Source organism: Staphylococcus gallinarum (assembly GCF_029774255.1).
GTDB classification, from domain to species: domain Bacteria; phylum Bacillota; class Bacilli; order Staphylococcales; family Staphylococcaceae; genus Staphylococcus; species Staphylococcus gallinarum.
This window is the reverse complement of record NZ_CP069082.1, coordinates 1,695,274-1,716,024: the sequence shown is the minus strand read 5'-3', so window position 1 is coordinate 1,716,024 and position 20,751 is coordinate 1,695,274. Positions and strand designations below refer to the sequence as shown.

General features: G+C 33.9%; 18 protein-coding genes. All 18 read left to right on the top strand.

Features of this window, described 5'->3' with window-relative positions; translation table 11 throughout:
• Nucleotides 1-6 precede the first annotated feature (6 nt).
• The 18 genes from JN168_RS08025 to JN168_RS07940 all read left to right on the top strand — a co-directional run bounded on the left by JN168_RS08025 (nucleotide 7) and on the right by JN168_RS07940 (nucleotide 20,338).
• Nucleotides 7-780 (top strand): ribonuclease HII, encoded by a 774-nt coding sequence (locus JN168_RS08025; RefSeq protein WP_042738866.1) that lies wholly within the window; start codon nucleotides 7-9, stop codon nucleotides 778-780.
• A 107-nt stretch (nucleotides 781-887) separates the two neighbouring features.
• The gene (gene sucC / locus JN168_RS08020; protein WP_042738865.1) at nucleotides 888-2,054 is read left to right on the top strand and encodes an ADP-forming succinate--CoA ligase subunit beta; all 1,167 of its coding nucleotides are present in this window, start codon (nucleotides 888-890) and stop codon (nucleotides 2,052-2,054) included.
• Nucleotides 2,055-2,075: 21 nt separating this feature from the next.
• Nucleotides 2,076-2,981, top strand: coding sequence for a succinate--CoA ligase subunit alpha (sucD, locus tag JN168_RS08015; protein ID WP_042738864.1), 906 nt, complete (start codon nucleotides 2,076-2,078; stop codon nucleotides 2,979-2,981).
• Nucleotides 2,982-3,258: 277 nt separating this feature from the next.
• Nucleotides 3,259-4,131: a DNA-processing protein DprA gene (dprA, locus tag JN168_RS08010; RefSeq protein WP_042738863.1), complete on the top strand. Its 873-nt coding sequence runs from the start codon at nucleotides 3,259-3,261 to the stop codon at nucleotides 4,129-4,131.
• A gap of 196 nt (nucleotides 4,132-4,327) precedes the next feature.
• Nucleotides 4,328-6,394, top strand: coding sequence for a type I DNA topoisomerase (topA, locus tag JN168_RS08005; RefSeq protein ID WP_042738862.1), 2,067 nt, complete (start codon nucleotides 4,328-4,330; stop codon nucleotides 6,392-6,394).
• Nucleotides 6,395-6,555: 161 nt separating this feature from the next.
• Nucleotides 6,556-7,863: an FADH(2)-oxidizing methylenetetrahydrofolate--tRNA-(uracil(54)-C(5))-methyltransferase TrmFO gene (trmFO, locus tag JN168_RS08000; RefSeq protein ID WP_107513135.1), complete on the top strand. Its 1,308-nt coding sequence runs from the start codon at nucleotides 6,556-6,558 to the stop codon at nucleotides 7,861-7,863.
• Nucleotides 7,864-7,980: 117 nt separating this feature from the next.
• A complete protein-coding gene (gene xerC, locus JN168_RS07995; RefSeq protein ID WP_279525750.1) occupies nucleotides 7,981-8,871 on the top strand; it encodes a tyrosine recombinase XerC in 891 nt (296 codons plus the stop codon).
• A 3-nt stretch (nucleotides 8,872-8,874) separates the two neighbouring features.
• Nucleotides 8,875-9,417 carry an ATP-dependent protease subunit HslV gene (gene hslV, locus JN168_RS07990; RefSeq protein ID WP_042738859.1) on the top strand — a complete coding sequence of 181 codons (543 nt, stop codon included), beginning with the start codon at nucleotides 8,875-8,877 and terminating at the stop codon, nucleotides 9,415-9,417.
• 146 nt (nucleotides 9,418-9,563) lie between these two features.
• Entirely contained in the window at nucleotides 9,564-10,967 is a 1,404-nt protein-coding gene (hslU, locus tag JN168_RS07985; protein ID WP_042738858.1) for an ATP-dependent protease ATPase subunit HslU, read from the top strand.
• Nucleotides 10,968-10,991: 24 nt separating this feature from the next.
• Complete coding sequence (codY, locus tag JN168_RS07980; protein WP_042738857.1) at nucleotides 10,992-11,765, top strand: GTP-sensing pleiotropic transcriptional regulator CodY; 774 nt, start codon at nucleotides 10,992-10,994, stop codon at nucleotides 11,763-11,765.
• A gap of 274 nt (nucleotides 11,766-12,039) precedes the next feature.
• Nucleotides 12,040-12,828, top strand: coding sequence for a 30S ribosomal protein S2 (gene rpsB / locus JN168_RS07975; RefSeq protein WP_042738856.1), 789 nt, complete (start codon nucleotides 12,040-12,042; stop codon nucleotides 12,826-12,828).
• Between the two features lie 92 nt (nucleotides 12,829-12,920).
• Nucleotides 12,921-13,799, top strand: a complete 879-nt coding sequence (gene tsf, locus JN168_RS07970; RefSeq protein WP_042738855.1) for a translation elongation factor Ts — start codon at nucleotides 12,921-12,923, stop codon at nucleotides 13,797-13,799.
• Between the two features lie 133 nt (nucleotides 13,800-13,932).
• Nucleotides 13,933-14,655, top strand: coding sequence for a UMP kinase (gene pyrH, locus JN168_RS07965; RefSeq protein ID WP_042738854.1), 723 nt, complete (start codon nucleotides 13,933-13,935; stop codon nucleotides 14,653-14,655).
• Nucleotides 14,656-14,671: 16 nt separating this feature from the next.
• Entirely contained in the window at nucleotides 14,672-15,226 is a 555-nt protein-coding gene (frr, locus tag JN168_RS07960) for a ribosome recycling factor (protein WP_042738853.1), read from the top strand.
• 225 nt (nucleotides 15,227-15,451) lie between these two features.
• Entirely contained in the window at nucleotides 15,452-16,225 is a 774-nt protein-coding gene (locus tag JN168_RS07955) for an undecaprenyl pyrophosphate synthase (RefSeq protein WP_042738852.1), read from the top strand.
• 9 nt (nucleotides 16,226-16,234) lie between these two features.
• Complete coding sequence (locus tag JN168_RS07950; RefSeq protein WP_279525749.1) at nucleotides 16,235-17,017, top strand: phosphatidate cytidylyltransferase; 783 nt, start codon at nucleotides 16,235-16,237, stop codon at nucleotides 17,015-17,017.
• A gap of 305 nt (nucleotides 17,018-17,322) precedes the next feature.
• Nucleotides 17,323-18,609 (top strand): RIP metalloprotease RseP, encoded by a 1,287-nt coding sequence (rseP, locus tag JN168_RS07945; protein ID WP_042738850.1) that lies wholly within the window; start codon nucleotides 17,323-17,325, stop codon nucleotides 18,607-18,609.
• A gap of 28 nt (nucleotides 18,610-18,637) precedes the next feature.
• Entirely contained in the window at nucleotides 18,638-20,338 is a 1,701-nt protein-coding gene (locus tag JN168_RS07940) for a proline--tRNA ligase (RefSeq protein ID WP_232138692.1), read from the top strand.
• The last annotated feature ends 413 nt before the right edge of the window (nucleotides 20,339-20,751 follow it).

The following is a 20,751-nucleotide window of genomic DNA, read 5'->3' as shown; positions in this document are numbered from 1 at the left end:
GTCATTATGATAAAACAAACTATTGCTGAAATTACCAATTTACTTAAAAATCAACAATCTATTACGTCTATACAAGAACAATCTTATTATCAAGATGAGCGTAAAGGTGTTCAAAATGCTATAAAACGAAGAATTAAACAATTAGAAAAAGAACAAGCACTGTTAGATAAATATGTTGAAATGTCTAGCTATGAAAATGATATTTTAAAACAGAATAGTGAAGCACTCATTTGTGGTATTGATGAGGTAGGCAGGGGACCTTTAGCGGGACCAGTTGTTGCCTGTGCTGTTATCTTAAATAAAGACCATCAATTTACGGGTTTAAATGATTCAAAGCAACTTTCTGCCAAAAAACGCAATGAGTTAGAAACAGAATTAAAGTCTAAAGTATATGCTTATGCATATGGCTCTGCTTCTGTTGAAGAGATCGACACATTTAATATTTACGAGGCTACTAAATTGGCTATGCTAAGAGCTATTGCTGCACTTGATGTACGACCTGACCATTTATTGATTGATGCCATGGCATTAGACATTGATATCCCACAAACCTCTATTATTAAAGGAGATGCTAAAAGTATTTCAATCGCTGCTGCTAGTGTGTTGGCCAAAGAACATAGAGATCAATATATGAAACAACTTTCAAAAAAATATAATGTTTACGGTTTTGAAAAAAATGCAGGTTATGGTACACAACAACATCTTGATGGAATTAAGAAGTACGGCATTATCAGTGAACACAGAAAATCATTTGAACCAATTAAATCACATTTCAATTAATCAATTTTATAAATTAATTAAAAGAAGTGTGCTAAATCAGTTTACAATAGCGCTTTCATTTCTTATAATTGATTATGAACTTAACCTAAGAAACAGGAGGATGGAGAATGAATATCCACGAGTATCAAGGTAAAGCAATTTTTCGTTCTATGGGCGTTGCTGTCCCAGAAGGACGTGTAGCATTTACTGCTGAAGAGGCAGTAGAAAAGGCAAAAGAATTACAATCTGATGTGTATGTGGTTAAAGCACAAATTCACGCCGGGGGTAGAGGTAAAGCAGGCGGAGTAAAAATTGCAAAATCACTTTCTGAAGTTGAAACTTATGCAAATGAATTGCTAGGTAAAACTTTAGTAACGCATCAAACTGGCCCAGAAGGGAAAGAAATTAAACGCCTTTACATAGAAGAAGGCTGCGATATTCAAAAAGAATATTATGTAGGTTTTGTAATTGACCGCGCAACTGATAGGGTCACTTTGATGGCTTCTGAAGAAGGCGGTACTGAAATTGAAGAAGTGGCTGCTAAAACACCTGAAAAGATTTTCAAAGAAACAATTGATCCAGTTGTTGGTTTAGCACCATATCAAGCAAGAAGAATTGCATTTAACATTAATATTCCTAAAGAATCAATTAATAAAGCAGCTAAGTTTTTAATCTCGCTTTATAATGTATTTATTGAAAAAGACTGTTCTATTGTTGAAATCAACCCATTAGTAACAACTGGTGACGGTGAAGTCTTAGCATTGGATGCGAAAATCAACTTTGACGATAATGCATTATTTAGACATAAAGACATCCAAGAATTACGTGACTTAGAAGAGGAAGATCCAAAAGAAATCGAAGCTTCTAAATATGATTTATCTTACATCGCTTTAGATGGAGATATCGGTTGTATGGTAAATGGTGCTGGTTTAGCAATGGCTACTATGGATACAATTAATCATTTTGGAGGAAATCCTGCTAACTTCTTAGACGTAGGAGGCGGCGCAACTAAAGAAAAGGTTACTGAAGCATTTAAAATCATCTTAGGTGATGAAAATGTTAAAGGTATCTTTGTAAACATCTTCGGTGGCATTATGAAATGTGACATTATTGCCGAAGGTATTGTTGCAGCAGTTAAAGAAGTAGAACTTACATTACCACTTGTAGTACGTTTAGAAGGTACAAACGTTGAAAGAGGTAAACAAATTCTTAAAGATTCAGGTTTAGCAATTGAACCAGCTGCAACTATGGCAGAAGGCGCACAAAAAATCGTAAAACTTGTAAAAGAAGCGTAAGGAAAGGATGGGAGCACTAAGATGAGCGTATTTATTGATAAAAATACAAAAGTAATTGTACAAGGTATTACAGGGTCAACTGCCCTTTTCCATACAAAACAAATGCTTGAATATGGTACACAAATTGTTGCAGGGGTAACGCCAGGTAAAGGTGGACAAGTTGTAGAAGGTGTACCAGTATTTAATACAGTTGAAGAAGCAAAAGCAGAAACAGGTGCGAACGTTTCTGTAATTTATGTACCAGCACCATTTGCTGCAGATGCTATTTTAGAATGTATCGAAGCGGAGCTAGACTTAGCTATTTGTATTACAGAGCATATTCCAGTTGTGGATATGATTAAAGTGAAACGTTATTCTGAAGGCAAGAAAACACGTGTTGTAGGTCCTAACTGCCCAGGTGTTATTACTGCTGATGAGTGTAAAATTGGTATCATGCCAGGTTACATTCACAAAAAAGGTCATGTAGGTGTGGTATCACGTTCAGGTACACTAACTTATGAAGCTGTACACCAATTAACTGAAGAGGGTATTGGCCAAACAACTGCAGTAGGTATCGGTGGTGACCCTGTTAATGGCACAAACTTTATCGATGTCCTAAAAGCGTTCAATGAAGACGATGAAACTAAAGCTGTAGTTATGATTGGTGAAATCGGTGGTACTGCGGAAGAAGAAGCTGCAGAGTGGATTAAAGCTAATATGACTAAACCTGTTGTTGGTTTCGTAGGTGGACAAACTGCGCCTCCAGGTAAGCGTATGGGTCATGCTGGTGCTATCATTTCTGGTGGTAAAGGTACTGCCGATGAAAAGATTAAAACACTCAATAGCTGTGGTGTTAAAACAGCAGACACACCATCTGAAATTGGTACGACTTTAATCGAAGCAGCAAAAGAAGCTGGCATTTATGATGAATTATTAACAGTTAAATAATTTAATAATGCACTAAATAAGCACAAATTCCGAAGTATGTCGGGGTTTGTGCTATTTTAAGTGCCTAAAATTTACAATTCTCCTATTATAATAGTAGAAACTGATTTTTTTACTATGTTTTCTCTGAGATAATTGTTGTTTGTAAATGATTAGTCGATTTACAAATGATTTAAAATTACTTTTTAAAATCAGATTAAATTTTCAACTTATAAGACATAAAACTGTAAATTAAATTTGTACATTCTTGGTATATAATTTTAAGTATAAGGAGGGAACTATGAAACGTAGTTATCTATACTTAAAGCTAAGGTTTGCAGGTTTATCGACAATACAAATCTACAATTTATGTAAATTATTTCCTCATTTTCTAACTGCTCCGTTCAATGATCAACATCAATTACTATCCCGATTCTTATCTATGTCAAAGATCACTCATTCAGCGACTATCTCGCAGAAATTTCAGACTGAAACAATTACACAAATACTAACAACTTTGAACAATAGTCAAACGCATTTTGTTAGTATTGACCAATGTCACTATCCTTCTATACTTCGCGAAATTTATCAACCTCCATTAATATTATTCTACAGAGGACGTACGGACTTACTATCTCTTCCACATACATTAGCCGTAATTGGTTCAAGACATGCAACTCAATACTCCTATCAAGCACTAGATATGTTATTTCAGTCATTACAAGCTCATCGTTTTTGTATTGTTTCTGGGTTAGCAAAGGGTGCTGATTGTTATGCGCATCAATGTGCGATGTATTGGCAAATGCCAACTATTGCTGTTTTAGGGTTTGGTCATAATCATCATTATCCAAAGGAAACTGCACAAGTCCGTCAATACATAGAACAAAATGGCATTGTCATAAGCGAATATTTACCTGATGATCCACCAAAAAAATATTACTTTCCTCAACGTAACAGAATTATTAGCGGTATATCTAAAGGTGTCTTGATTACAGAGTCTATGGAGCGAAGTGGCACATTAATTACAACACAATTTGCATTAGAGCAAAATAGAAATGTCTATATCTTACCTGGAAGTATATTTGATCCAATGGTTAAAGGGAATTTATTAAGTGCACAGGAAGGCGCAAAAATTGTGATTAATGCAATGGATATTATAGAAGATTATATTTAAATTTCTCAAAACAGTAAAAGTGTAGTACAGTTTAACCTGAGTAAATAATTCAATCACAAAAAGAGTGTATAGATGATGTAATTTGAACAGGTCAAGGTTTTAAAATTGTAACTCTATAATTAAAAACATTGACAAAAACAAAATACACCGTTTATCATTTATCTTTGTAATTAAGAAATGCAAGGGGGTAACTACTTTGGCAGAAAATTTAGTCATAGTTGAATCGCCTGCAAAAGCTAAAACCATTGAAAAATATTTAGGTAAAAAATACAAAGTAATCGCATCAATGGGGCATGTTAGAGACTTGCCACGAAGCCAAATGGGTGTAGATTATGATAATGATTATGAACCAAAATATATAACGATACGCGGCAAAGGTCCTGTTGTAAAGGAATTAAAAAAGCATGCTAAAAAAGCAAAGAAAGTCTTTTTAGCGAGTGACCCTGACCGTGAGGGTGAAGCAATTGCTTGGCATTTAGCGAACATTTTAAATTTAGAAGATTCAAAAGAAAATAGAGTAGTATTTAATGAAATAACAAAAGATGCTGTGAAAGATAGTTTTAAACATCCAAGAGGCATAGAAATGGATTTAGTTGATGCACAACAAGCTAGACGTGTATTAGATAGATTAGTAGGATATAATATTTCGCCGGTATTATGGAAAAAGGTGAAAAAAGGTTTGTCAGCTGGTCGTGTACAATCAGTTGCATTAAGACTTGTTATTGATCGTGAAAATGAAATTCGAAACTTCAAACCAGAAGAATACTGGAAAATTGAAGGTGAGTTCAGATATAAGAAATCTAAATTCAATGCGAAATTCTTACATTATAAAAATAAACCTTATAAATTGACTAACAAAGATGACGTAGAAGTGATTACTAAGGAATTAGATGGTGATCAATTTGAGGTTACAAAAGTCACGAAAAAGGAAAAAACGAGATATCCAGCAAATCCATTTACAACATCGACGCTACAACAAGAAGCCGCGCGTAAATTAAACTTTAAAGCTCGTAAAACAATGATGTTAGCACAACAACTATATGAAGGTATCGATCTGAAGAGACAGGGTACTGTTGGTTTAATCACATATATGAGAACAGACTCCACAAGAATTTCAGACCAAGCCAAAGCTGAAGCAAAAGGTTACATTCAAGAAAAATATGGAAATGATTACACATCTAATAGAAAAGCTAAAGGTCAAGGCGACCAAGATGCCCATGAGGCAATCAGACCTTCGAGCACTTTGAGAACGCCAGCAGATATGAAAGATTATTTAACGCGTGATCAACACAGATTATATAAATTGATATGGGAAAGGTTTGTAGCTAGTCAAATGGCACCTGCCATTTTAGATACAGTAGCTTTGGATTTAACACAAAATAATATTAAGTTCAGAGCTAATGGACAGACGATTAAGTTCAAAGGTTTTATGACATTATATGTCGAAGCTAAAGATGACGAAGAGAATGGTAAAGAAAATAAATTGCCGAATATTGATGAAGGTGAGAAAGTAACAGCAACAAATATTGAACCTTCTCAACATTTTACCCAACCACCACCACGTTATACTGAAGCACGTCTTGTTAAAACATTAGAAGAATTAAAAATAGGTAGACCATCCACATATGCACCAACAATTGACACAATTCAAAAAAGAAATTACGTCAAAAATGAAAGTAAGCGATTTGTACCAACTGAATTAGGTGAAATTGTGCATGAACAAGTCAAAGATTATTTCCCTGAAATTATTGATGTCGATTTCACTGTAAACATGGAAACTTTACTTGATAAAGTAGCAGAAGGTGACATTGCATGGAAAAAGGTTATATCTGATTTTTACAATAGCTTTAAACAAGATGTTGAACGTGCAGAAGAAGAAATGGAAAAAATAGAAATTAAAGATGAGCCTGCTGGTGAAGATTGTGAAGTATGCGGTTCACCAATGGTAATTAAAATGGGACGTTATGGTAAATTTATGGCGTGTTCAAATTTCCCAGATTGTCGTAATACCAAAGCAATCATTAAGTCAATCGGCGTGAAATGCCCAAAATGTAATGAAGGGGACGTCGTGGAAAGAAAGTCTAAGAAAAACAGACTGTTTTATGGTTGTTCTAAATATCCAGAATGTGACTTCATAAGTTGGGATAAACCAGTTGGACGTGCATGTCCAAAATGTGAACACTATCTTGTTGAGAAGAAACAAGGTAGAAAGAGTCAGGTTGTCTGCTCAAACTGTGATTACAAAGAAGAAGAACAAAAGTAAAAGTAATTAAATTAGTATGTTCATAATAGCGCCTTATTAGCGCAAAATAAAAATTATAATAACAGCAACTTACGGCACATATTTTAAAAAGTGGTAATCAGTTTTTATAATATATTATATACGTGTCGTAGTTGCTATTTTAATGTATTGGAGGATTTATCATGACTCAAACGGTAAATGTAGTTGGAGCAGGGTTAGCAGGATCAGAGGCAGCATACCAACTCGCACAAAGAGGTATTAAAGTGAATTTAATAGAGATGAGACCGGTTAAACAAACACCTGCACATCACACGGATAAATTTGCAGAATTAGTTTGTTCCAATTCACTGCGAGGTAATGCCTTAACAAATGCTGTGGGCGTTTTAAAGGAAGAGATGAGAAGATTAGATTCGTTAATCATCAGTGCTGCCGATAAAGCGCGAGTACCTGCAGGTGGTGCATTAGCGGTTGATAGACATGACTTTGCAGGTTATGTTACAGAAACTTTAAAAAATCATCCTAATGTGACTGTATTGAATGAAGAGGTTGATGGTATACCTGATGGCTACACAATTATTGCTACTGGACCACTAACTACGAGTAATCTAGCACAAGAAATTGTAGATGTTACTGGTAAAGATCAACTTTATTTCTATGATGCAGCAGCACCGATAATCGAAAAAGATAGTATCGATATGAATAAAGTCTATTTAAAATCACGTTATGATAAAGGAGAGGCGGCATACCTTAATTGTCCAATGACAGAAGAAGAATTTGATAGATTTTATGAAGCGGTATTGGCAGCTGAAGTTGCTCCAGTTAATGAATTTGAAAAGGAAAAATATTTTGAAGGTTGTATGCCATTTGAAGTGATGGCAGAACGAGGTAGAAAAACGTTATTATTCGGACCGATGAAACCAGTTGGACTAGAAGATCCAAAGACAGGGAAACGTCCATTTGCTGTAGTACAATTACGTCAAGATGATGCAGCTGGTACGCTATATAATATTGTAGGTTTTCAAACGCATTTAAAATGGGGTGCCCAAAAAGACGTGATACGTCTTATACCTGGTTTAGAAAATGTAGATATCGTAAGATACGGTGTTATGCATAGAAATACCTTTATTAATTCACCTGACGTTTTAACAGAGACTTATGAATTAAAAGGAAGAGAATCACTTTATTTTGCAGGACAAATGACAGGTGTTGAAGGTTATGTTGAAAGTGCTGCAAGTGGACTTGTAGCAGGTATTAACTTAGCTCATAAATTACAAGGTAAAGGCGAAGTTATTTTCCCAAGAGAAACTATGATTGGTAGTATGGCATATTATATTTCTCATGCTAAAAATGAAAAGAATTTCCAACCTATGAATGCTAACTTTGGTTTATTGCCATCTCTTGAAAATAGAATTAAAGATAAAAAAGAACGTTACGAAAAGTTAGCTAATAGAGCATTATCATTCTTAGATAATTACAAACAAACCTTATAATAATAAATTTACAACGTTTGTTTCCGAAAATTTAGAAAATTTACCACAACTTAATAGTTATTTTTCGCAGTCCCCTTCCACAATATGCTAGAATACTTATTGATGGAGGGGTTTTTATTGGAAGAAATCCAAACAGCATACCTGTATATGTTGAAAGTTGAGAGACAATTTTCAGAACATACTTTAAATTCATATCACGATGACTTAGAACAGTTTAATGCATTTTTATCTCAAGAATATTTAAATTTAGCAACCTTTGAATATAAGGATGCAAGAAATTATTTGAGTTTTTTATATTCAAAAGGCTTGAAAAGAACGACAGTTTCCCGTAAAATTTCTACGCTGAGAAGTTTTTACGAATATTGGATGACTCAAGATGATCAAGTAACTAATCCGTTCGTACAGCTCGTACATCCAAAAAAGGAACAATACTTACCACATTTTTTCTATGAAGCGGAAATGGATGCGCTATTTGATACAGTTGAAAGGGATGCCAAAAAAGGATTGCGAGATCGTGTAATCTTAGAACTGTTATATGCAACTGGCATAAGGGTGTCGGAATTAGTTAATATTCAAATGTCTGACTTAGATATGAATTTACCCGGAGTTAAGGTGTTAGGGAAAGGCAGTAAGGAAAGATTTATTCCTTTTGGCGAATTTTGTAAACAAAGTATTGAACGATATTTAGAAAGCTTTAAACCTAAGGTAAATGCAAATCACAATTATTTGTTAGTAAATATGAGCGGTGCGCCTATAACAGAGCGTGGCGTTCGTTATGTGTTGAATGATGTTGTCAAACGAACGGCAGGCGTGACAGAAATTCACCCTCATAAATTGCGGCATACATTTGCAACGCATATGTTAAATCAAGGCGCCGATTTAAGAACAGTTCAATCACTGTTAGGGCATGTAAATCTTTCGACTACAGGTCGCTATACACATGTGACAAATGATCAGTTGAGAAAAGTTTATTTAAATGCACATCCACGTGCAAAAAAGGAGAATTAAATTATGAGTACATCTATACATGCAACAACTATATATGCTGTGAAACATAATGGTCATTCTGCGATGGCAGGTGATGGTCAGGTAACACTTGGGGAACAAGTAATTATGAAAAATACTGCTAGAAAAGTGCGACGTTTATACAACGATAAAGTGTTAGCTGGTTTTGCAGGAAGCGTTGCGGATGCCTTCACTTTATTTGAAAAATTTGAAACAAAGCTTCAACAATTTGGAGGTAATTTGGAAAGAGCTGCTGTAGAGCTTGCTCAAGAATGGAGAGGCGATAAACAATTACGTCAACTTGAAGCGATGCTTATCGTTATGGATCAAGAATCATTACTAGTTGTAAGTGGAACAGGGGAAGTCATTGCACCAGATGATGACTTAATTGCAATTGGTTCAGGTGGTAATTATGCATTGAGCGCAGGGAGAGCACTGAAACGCCATGCAACACATTTATCTGCAAAGGAAATGGCATATGAAAGTCTGAAAGTTGCTTCTGACATTTGTGTGTTTACCAATGATCATATTATCGTCGAGGAATTATAAATTAGAATGACAGAATAGTTTAAATATAGTAATAAAAATGTATAAAATATTTGAAATCGGATAAAGTATAAGCAATTGCTTGTATAGCGATAAGGCATTTAATTATTGTTTTTTAATTATTATGCATAAATGGAGGTTATACAGATATGGACACGAATGGTATTAAACTAACACCAAAAGATATCGTTTCAAGTCTGAATGAATATATTGTCGGACAAGAAGATGCAAAACGTAAAGTCGCAGTTGCGCTTAGAAATAGATATCGCAGAAGCTTGCTCTCTGAAGAAGAAAAGCAAGAGATTGCACCTAAAAATATTTTAATGATTGGTCCAACAGGTGTTGGGAAGACAGAAATTGCTAGAAGAATGGCAAAAATTGTAGGTGCGCCTTTCATCAAAGTGGAAGCTACTAAATTTACAGAAGTAGGCTACGTTGGTCGTGATGTTGAAAGCATGGTTAGAGATTTAGTTGATGTAGCAGTACGTTTAGTAAAGGAACAAAAAAAATTACTTGTTGAAGATGAAGCTAGAGAGAAAGCAAACGAAAAACTGGTTAAGTTGTTAGTACCTAGTATGAAGAAAAAAGCGAACCAAAATAACAACCCGTTGGAATCATTATTTGGAGGGGCAATGCCTAACTTCGGACAGAATAGTGACGAAGAGGAAGAAGCCCCAACTGAAGAAATTAAAACTAAACGCTCTGAAATCAAACAACAATTATTAAATGGGCAACTAGAAGAGGAAAAAGTTCGCATTAAAGTTGAGCAAGACCCAGGAGCTATGGGTATGTTAGGTACAAACCAAAATCAACAAATGCAAGATATGATGAACCAATTATTGCCTAAGAAAAAGGTAGAGCGAGAAGTGCCAGTAAAAACTGCGAGAAAAATATTAGCAGATGAATTTGCAGATGAATTGATCGATCAAGAATCAGCAAACCAAGAAGCAATTGAACTAGCAGAACAAATGGGCATTATCTTTATTGATGAAATAGACAAAGTTGCCACAAATAATCAAAATTCTGGTCAAGATGTGTCAAGACAAGGCGTTCAAAGAGATATCTTACCAATTCTTGAAGGTAGCATGATTCAAACGAAATATGGTACTGTAAGTACGGAACATATGCTGTTTATTGGTGCTGGTGCATTCCATGTTGCTAAGCCAAGTGATTTAATTCCTGAGTTGCAAGGTCGTTTTCCAATTCGTGTTGAATTAGAAAGTCTTTCAGTAGAAGATTTTGTTAGCATATTAACAGAGCCTAAATTATCACTTATCAAACAATATGAAGCATTGTTACAAACAGAAGATGTGACGGTGAACTTTACTGACGAAGCGATTCAGCGTTTAGCTGAAATTGCATTCCAAGTCAATCAAGATACGGATAATATCGGTGCACGTCGACTACACACGATTTTAGAGAAAATGCTTGAAGATTTATCGTTTGAAGCACCAAATATGCCGAATGCTGTGGTTGATATTACACCACAATATGTCGATGATAAATTGAAAACAATCTCAACAAATAAAGATTTAAGTGCATTTATTTTATAATATAAATTACAAAGGAGTAAGAATATGAGCTTATTATCGAAAACTAGAGAATTAAACACACTTTTGCAAAAGCATAAAGGAATTGCCGTTGATTTCAAAGATATGGCGCAAACGATTAGTAGTGTAACGGTAACAAATGTATTTATCGTTTCAAGAAAAGGGAAAATTTTAGGATCAAGCTTAAACGAATTATTAAAAAATGAACGTATTATTCAAATGCTTGAAAATCGTCATATCCCAAGTGAGTATACAGACCAATTAATGGACGTAAAGGAAACACAATCTAATATTGACATTGAAAATGTACTCACAGTATTCCCACCTGAAAATAAAGATCTATTTACTGATAGTCGTACGACAATCTTCCCAATTCTAGGTGGTGGGGAACGTTTAGGTACTTTAGTATTAGGTAGAGTTCAAGATGATTTCTCTGAAAATGACCTAGTATTAGGTGAATATGCTGCAACAGTAATCGGTATGGAAATTTTAAGAGAAAAGCATAATGAAGTTGAAAAAGAAGCTCGAGATAAAGCTGCAATTAGCATGGCTATCAACTCATTATCATATTCTGAAAGTGAAGCAATCGAGCATATTTTTGAAGAGTTAGGCGGAAAAGAAGGCCTACTTATTGCTTCTAAAGTTGCAGATCGTGTTGGCATTACAAGATCAGTTATTGTTAATGCATTACGTAAATTAGAAAGTGCGGGCGTTATAGAGTCACGTTCACTCGGTATGAAAGGTACTTTCATTAAAGTTAAAAAAGATAAGTTCTTAGACGAATTAGATCGTTTTAAATAAAAAGAATTTAATGTTGTATATAAAAAAAGAACGTGAGAATTGACTAGGTTGAACGCGTGTTATAAATTTCGTTCATTGTTATAACACGTTCTTTTTTTATGTCATAATTCAACTAATGAAATAGTTGCTTTATAAATACAAATGTGATATATTTATTCACGGCTATAAAGCCAATACACACATAAGAAGTGAAAGTATAAACGGTGCGATAATTCATTATCGTGTTTGTATGAGCTTTTTATGGAGGTAGAAAACCAATAGGAGGAATTTAATCATGGCAGTAATTTCAATGAAACAATTGCTAGAAGCAGGTGTTCACTTCGGTCACCAAACACGCCGTTGGAACCCAAAAATGAAAAGATATATCTTCACTGAGAGAAACGGTATTTACATTATCGACTTACAAAAAACAGTGAAAAAAGTAGAAGAAGCTTATAACTTCATCAAACAAATTTCTGAAGATGGCGGTAAAGTTTTATTCGTTGGTACGAAGAAACAAGCTCAAGAATCAGTTAAAGCTGAAGCTGAGCGTTCTGGTCAATTCTACGTTAACCAAAGATGGTTGGGTGGAATCTTAACTAACTATAAAACAATCTCTAAACGTATTAAACGTATCTCTGAAATTGAAAAAATGGAAGAAGATGGCCTATTCGAAGTATTACCTAAAAAAGAAGTTGTAGAACTTAAAAAAGAATATGACCGTTTAATTAAATTCTTAGGCGGAATTCGTGATATGAAATCAATGCCTCAAGCATTATTCGTTGTTGATCCTCGTAAAGAGCGCAACGCAATTGCTGAAGCACGTAAATTAAACATCCCAATCGTAGGTATCGTGGATACTAACTGTGATCCTGATGAAATTGATTACGTTATCCCTGCTAACGATGATGCTATCCGTGCCGTTAAGTTATTAACTGGTAAAATGGCAGATGCAATCTTAGAAGGTCAACAAGGTGTATCAAATGAAGAAGTAGCAGCTGAACAAAACATTGATTTAGAAGAATCTAAAGAAGCTACTGAAGCAGAAACAACTGAAGAAGACACTTCTGTTGAATCAAACTAAGAATAATGTAAAATGGGTGATAAGATAAATAGGCTTATCACCTTTTTTTAAGATAAATTTATTAAAATTCATTAATAATGGAGGAATATGAAATGGCAATTTCAGCTAAACTTGTAAAAGAATTACGTGAAAAAACTGGCGCTGGTATGATGGACTGTAAAAAAGCGTTAACAGAAACTGATGGAGATATTGATAAAGCAGTTGACTACCTACGTGAAAAAGGTATTGCAAAAGCAGCTAAAAAATCTGATCGTATTGCAGCAGAAGGTCTAGTACATGTTGAGGAGAAAGGAAACGAAGCAGCAATTGTTGAAATCAACTCAGAAACTGACTTCGTTGCACGTAACGAAGGTTTCCAAAACTTAGTTAAAGAAATTGCTATCCAAGTATTAGAATCTAAAGCTGATTCAGTTGAAGCATTATTAGAAACTACTTTACCAAGTGGTGAAACAGTAGACCAACGTATGAAAGAAGCAATTTCTACAATCGGTGAGAAATTAAGCATTCGTCGTTTTGCTGTGAGAACAAAAACTGACAACGATTCATTCGGTTCATACTTACACATGGGTGGACGTATCGGTGTATTAACAGTAGTAGAAGGTTCTACTGATGCTGAAGCAGCAAAAGATGTAGCAATGCACATTGCAGCAATCAATCCTAAATATGTTTCATCTGAACAAGTAAGTGAAGATGAAATTGCTCACGAAAGAGAAGTATTAAAACAACAAGCATTAAATGAAGGTAAACCAGAAAATATCGTTGAAAAAATGGTAGAAGGTCGTTTACGTAAATATTTACAAGAAATTTGTGCAGTTGACCAAAACTTTGTAAAAGATCCTGATCAAACAGTTGAAGCTTTCTTAAAATCTAAAGGTGGAAAACTTGTTGACTTCGTACGTTATGAAGTAGGCGAAGGAATGGAAAAACGCGAAGAAAACTTTGCTGACGAAGTTAAAGGACAAATGAAATAATTTTTCATAGCTTGAACAAGAAAGAAGACACCTTTTGTGCTCCATATGAAAGATTTACTTTTGTATTGGAAGACCTATTGTGTCTTCTTTACTTGTATCAATTACATATTTTTACAATAGAGAGGATAAGACAATGGCTCAAACTTCTAAATACAAACGTGTTGTTTTAAAATTAAGTGGCGAAGCACTAGCAGGTGAGGATGGTTTTGGAATTAATCCAATCATTATAAAAAGTGTTGCTGAACAAGTGGCAGAAGTTGCTAAGATGGATTGCGAAATTGCAGTCATCGTTGGTGGCGGCAATATTTGGAGAGGTAAGACAGGTAGTGACCTCGGTATGGATCGTGGTACAGCGGATTATATGGGTATGTTAGCTACTGTAATGAATGCATTAGCATTACAAGACAGTTTAGAGCAACTAGAATGTGATACGCGCGTTTTAACTTCAATTGAAATGAAACAAGTAGCAGAACCATACATTCGACGCCGTGCAATCAGACATTTAGAGAAAAAACGTGTTGTAATTTTCGCAGCTGGAATAGGTAATCCATACTTTTCTACTGACACAACTGCAGCTTTACGTGCAGCGGAAGTTGAAGCTGATGTTATCTTGATGGGTAAAAATAACGTTGATGGCGTTTATTCTGCAGATCCTAAAGTAGATTCAAGCGCGGTCAAATATGAACACCTTACTCATATTCAAATGTTACAAGAAGGTTTACAAGTAATGGACTCAACAGCATCATCATTCTGTATGGATAATAATATTCCATTAAATGTATTTTCAATTACAGAAGAAGGTAATATTAAACGTGCTGTAATGGGCGAAAAAATAGGAACTTTAATTACAAAATAATTAGGAGTGTATGACAATGAGTGACATTCTTCAAGACACAAAGTCAAAAATGAAAAAATCTATTGATAATCTATCAAGAGAATTAGCTAATATCAGTGCAGGTAGAGCCAATTCTAATTTATTAAACGGAGTAACAGTTGATTATTATGGTGCACCTACACCAGTTCAACAATTAGCAAGCATCAATGTGCCAGAAGCACGTTTATTAGTGATTTCTCCATATGACAAGTCTTCTGTTGCTGATATTGAAAAAGCAATTAATGCTGCAAATCTTGGTGTTAATCCTTCAAGTGATGGTGAAGTAATTCGTATTAGTGTACCAGCATTAACTGAGGAGCGTCGTAAAGAATTAGTTAAAGACGTTAAAAAAATCGGTGAAAATGCTAAAGTTGCAATTAGAAATGTTCGCCGTGATTCTAATGACGAACTTAAAAAACAACAAAAAGATGGCGACATCACTGAGGATGATTTAAGATCTCAAACAGAGGATGTTCAAAAGTTAACTGACGATTCTATTAAACAAGTAGATGAACTATTAGACGAAAAAGAAAAAGATATAATGTCAGTATAAACATGGTAAGAATGCATTTATTCTAAGTTATGAGCATATTGCGTAAGCATGTCATCATAATTATTATAGCAATGCATAATTTTATCTGAACTGTATCAAATAGGACTTTGGTACAGTTTTTTTATTTGTTTATTCAACGTGCTTATCTATTATGATAAAATGGTAGATAAATGTATCGTGAACCTATTATAATAAACAGAGAGACGCAAGCTCGGAGGAAATACCATGTTTAAAAAGTTAAATAAACAGAAAAAGAAACAATCACAGCAATTAAATTCTGAAATAGACTTACATAATATACCAGAACATGTTGCAATCATAATGGACGGAAATGGTCGATGGGCAAAAAAAAGAAAGTTACCTCGCATCAAGGGTCATTATCAAGGTATGCAAACAGTTAAAGAAATTACTAGAGAAGCTAGTGATTTAGGTATTAAATACTTAACGTTATATGCGTTTTCTACAGAAAATTGGTCTAGACCTAAAAGTGAAGTTAACTATATCATGAATTTACCTGTTAATTTCTTGAAAACATTTTTACCAGAATTGATTGAAAAAAATGTAAAAGTTGAAACAATTGGTTTTATGGAACACTTGCCAGATTCAACATTAAAAGCTATCAATAAAGCGATTGAAGAAACGAAAGACAACACCGGCTTACGTTTAATCTTTGCATTGAACTATGGCGGTCGTGCAGAAATTGTGCAGAGTATGAAAACAATATTCGATGAATTATCTAATGAGGGACTTACAAGTGATTCGATTAATGAAGCAATGATAGAAAAACACCTAATGACACATCGTTATCCAGATCCGGAATTGCTAATTAGAACTTCAGGAGAGCAAAGAATTAGTAATTTCCTAATTTGGCAAGCATCATATAGTGAATTTATTTTCAATGAAAAATTGTGGCCCGACTTCGACAAAGAAGAGTTAATAAATTGTATTAAAATTTATCAATCACGCCAACGTCGATTTGGCGGGGTTATAGATAGTTAGGAGAAAAGTATGAAAGTTAGAACTTTAACAGCAATTATTGCGCTGATCATTTTCCTTCCAATTTTATTAAAAGGTGGATTTAGTTTAATTTTATTTTCATATTTACTTGCTTTTATCGGTTTAAAAGAATTGCTAAATATGAATATGATTAAGTTCTTATCAATTCCAGGTATAATAAGTGCATTAGGTGTGTTTATTATTATGTTGCCACAAGATGCTGGTACATGGGTTAATGATTTACAACTTAAATCATTAATTGCAATGAGTTTCATTCTATTAAGTTATACAGTATTGTCGAAAAATAGATTTAGTTTTATGGACGCAGCCTTCTGTTTAATGTCAATTGCATATGTTGGTATTGGATTTATGTACTTATATGAAACACGATCAGAAGGTATACATTACATATTATTTGCCTTTTTAGTGGTATGGTTAACTGATACAGGAGCATATATCTTTGGTCGCCTAATGGGTAAACATAAGCTGTGGCCTGTAATTAGTCCTAATAAGACAATCGAAGGTTTTATTGGTGGTTTGATTTGTAGTTTAATTGTTCCATTAATTATGATTATGTTTGTGGACTTTGATATTGCGACATGGTTATTATTAATTCTTACAGTGATACTAAGTATGTTTGGTCAGTTAGGTGATTTAGTTGAATCTGGATTTAAACGTCACTTTGGTGTGAAAGATTCCGGCCGAATTTTACCTGGTCACGGTGGTATTCTCGATAGATTTGATAGCTTTATGTTTGTATTACCATTATTAAATATTTTCCTTATTCAAATGTAAGTTTAAATTATAGATTTACACGTAAAATAGATATATCTTTTACAGGAGTTAATGAATAATGGATCCTAATTTCTAAGTAATTAGGTGAAATTGTTTCTTAACTCCTTTTCACAAGGTTAGAAAATCTATGTTAAAAATTAGATCATATCGAATTGGTATAGTTATGTGTAACGTAAAGTAGAGTTGTGTTATACTTTTATAATCTTGAGTAATGCTTAAGAAACAATAATATGTAATTAAATGTTTAAAGATGGTAACAACGTCACAATAATTAATTTATATCGAAAAATATGAGGTGTATTGAATTGAGTTTTCTAGTAACAATAATATCTTTTATCATCGTATTTGGTGTACTGGTTTCCGTTCATGAATATGGACATATGTTCTTTGCCAAAAGAGCAGGAATTATGTGCCCCGAATTTGCTATTGGTATGGGTCCCAAAATATTTAGTTTCAGAAAGAATGAAACGTTATATACAATTCGACTATTGCCAGTTGGTGGTTATGTTCGAATGGCGGGTGATGGTTTAGAAGAATCACCTGTACAACCTGGAATGCATGTTAAAATCAAAGTGAATGATAATAACGAAATAACGCATATCATATTAGACGATCAACATAAATTCCAACAAATCGAAGCAATTGAAGTAAAGCAATGTGATTTTAGTGAAGGCTTATACATTGAAGGTGTCACAGCTCATGATCAAGAACGTCACCATTATCAAATCGCTAAAAAAGCTTTCTTTGTGGAAAATGGTAGCTTGATTCAAATTGCACCTAAAGATCGTCAATTCACATATAAAAAGCCTTACCAAAAGTTTTTAACTTTATTTGCAGGTCCATTATTTAATTTTTTACTTACTTTAGTTATTTTTATCGGACTGGCTTATTATCAAGGTACGCCTACAAATAGTATAGATAAAGTTTTTGATCATACACCTGCCCAACAAGCAGGGTTACAATCTGGTGATAAAATCACTAAAATAGCCAACTATGATATCAAAAATAAAGATGATATAGATAAAGCGATGGCCAATGTGAAAGATCAGAAAACAAAGGTTACGGTAGAACGCGATGGGAAAGAGAAATCGGTTGAAGTTAAGCCTAAAAAAGTAGAACAAAAAATGACGAAAACACAGTCTGAGACAAAATATATACTTGGCTATCAACCTGGAACCGAACATTCGCTATTTAAACCAATTGTCTCTGGTATTGAAAGAACAATATTTGCAGGTAAATTAATCTTTACTGCAATTTTAAGTATGATTGCCAGTATTTTCACCGGTCAATTTTCATTTGATATGTTAAATGGTCCTGTGGGTATATATCACAATGTGGATTCAGTTGTAAAAACTGGTATTATAAATTTAATTTCGTGGACTGCATTATTGAGTGTTAACTTAGGTTTAATGAATTTACTACCTATTCCTGCACTTGATGGTGGCCGAATTTTATTTGTAATTTACGAAGCAATTTTTAGAAAGCCAGTTAATAAAAAGGCAGAAACAACAATTATTGCAATTGGTGCGGTATTTGTATTGATAATTATGGTCTTAGTGACTTGGAATGATATCCAACGCTATTTCTTATAATGTAGATTAGAGAGGAGCAAACAAAGTAATGAGACAATCAAAAGTATTTATACCAACGATGAAAGAAGTTCCTTCTGGTGCTGAAGCATTAAGCCATCGTTTATTATTAAAAGCGGGGTTAATTAAACAAAGTACAAGTGGTATTTATAGCTATTTACCACTAGCAGCAAGAGTATTAAATAATATAGAAAGTATTGTTCGAGAAGAAATGGAACGTATCGATGCAGTGGAAATCTTAATGCCTGCATTACAACAAGCAGAACTTTGGGAAGAGTCTGGACGCTGGGATGCATACGGTCCTGAACTTATGCGTTTACAAGATCGTAATGGACGAGGATTTGCATTAGGTCCAACACACGAAGAAGTTGTTACATCAATTGTTAGAGATGAATTGAAATCTTATAAGCAATTACCATTGACGTTATTCCAAATTCAATCGAAATTTAGAGACGAAAAGCGCCCACGCTTTGGTTTATTACGTGGACGAGAATTTATCATGAAAGATGCATATTCATTCCATGCAGATGAAGCATCTTTAGATGAATCATATAATGATATGTATGATGCTTATGGTCGTATATTTAAACGTGTTGGTATCAATGCACGTCCAGTAGTGGCTGACTCTGGTGCAATTGGTGGTAGTCATACACATGAATTTATGGCATTAAGTGAAATCGGTGAAGATACGATTGTCTATAGTGAACAAAGTGACTATGCCGCAAATATTGAAAAAGCTGAAGTTGTTTATGTACCAAATGAAAAACATGATGAAATTCAACCGTTATCAAAAATTGAAACGCCAAACATTCATACAGCAAAAGAGTTGGCAGACTTTCTTGAGAAACCATTAGATGAAATTACTAAATCTATGGTATTTAAAGTTGATGGTGAATTTATCATGGTCTTGGTACGTGGTCACCATGAAATTAATGATATTAAATTAAAGGCTTATTTTGAGACAGACAATATTGAATTAGCTACAGAAGCTGAAATTGTTAATTTATTGGGGGCAAAACCAGGTTCATTAGGACCAGTTACTGATAAAGAAATTAAAGTTTACGCAGATAACTATATCCAAGATTTAAATAATATTGTTGTTGGTGCAAACGAAGATGGTTACCACCTATTGAATGCAAATTTAGATCGTGACTTTAATGTTACTGCTTTTGGAGATTTCAGGTTTATAATAGAAGGTGAAGCATTAGCGGACGGATCTGGTGCTGCTAAATTCGCAGAAGGTATTGAGGTAGGACAAGTCTTTAAATTAGGTACCAAGTATTCAGAGTCAATGAATGCTACGTTTTTAGATAATCAAGGTAAAGCAAAACCATTATTAATGGGTTGTTATGGTATTGGTGTATCAAGAACGTTAAGTGCTATCGTTGAACAAAATAACGACGAAAATGGTATTATTTGGCCAAAATCAGTTACTCCATTTGATTTACATTTGATTACGATTAATCCAAAGAAAGATGATCAGCGTGAATTAGGTGATGATTTATATACACAATTAGCTGAACATTTCGACGTGTTGTATGATGATCGTAAAGAACGCGCAGGTGTTAAATTTAACGACGCAGATTTAATTGGATTACCAATTAGAGTCGTTGTCGGTAAAAATGCTGCCGAAGGTATTGTTGAAGTTAAACGTAGAGACAATGGTGAAAGCGAAGAGATACATGTGAATGATTTAATTAATTATGTGAATGAGTTATATACGAAACTTTAATTAAATTATTTGGCATATTAATAAGTCAATTTAACCGTTTATATGATAGAGAAATTAGAATTAATATGCACGATTAAATAGCATTAGATTTTAAAACATATAATAAATCAAATTGTTATAAGGCATAGAAATGAGCGTACAGATCTGAATTGAGACGCTAATTTATGATTAGCTCAACACAAGAAATGCATAATAGGGAGTGGACTAAGAAATCTGATATACCCAGAGATTTCGATTCCACTCTTTTTTCTATGAATTACTATGTTTCATACTATGCATTGCGCCACTTTTATGAATTGTGGGAATTTTTAAAAGTGATGCATTTATATATTAGAAATATAGGTAAATGCGTTATAATATAGAGAATGATAAAAAATACATACACCGTCATTGAGAGAAAAATAAAAACAGTG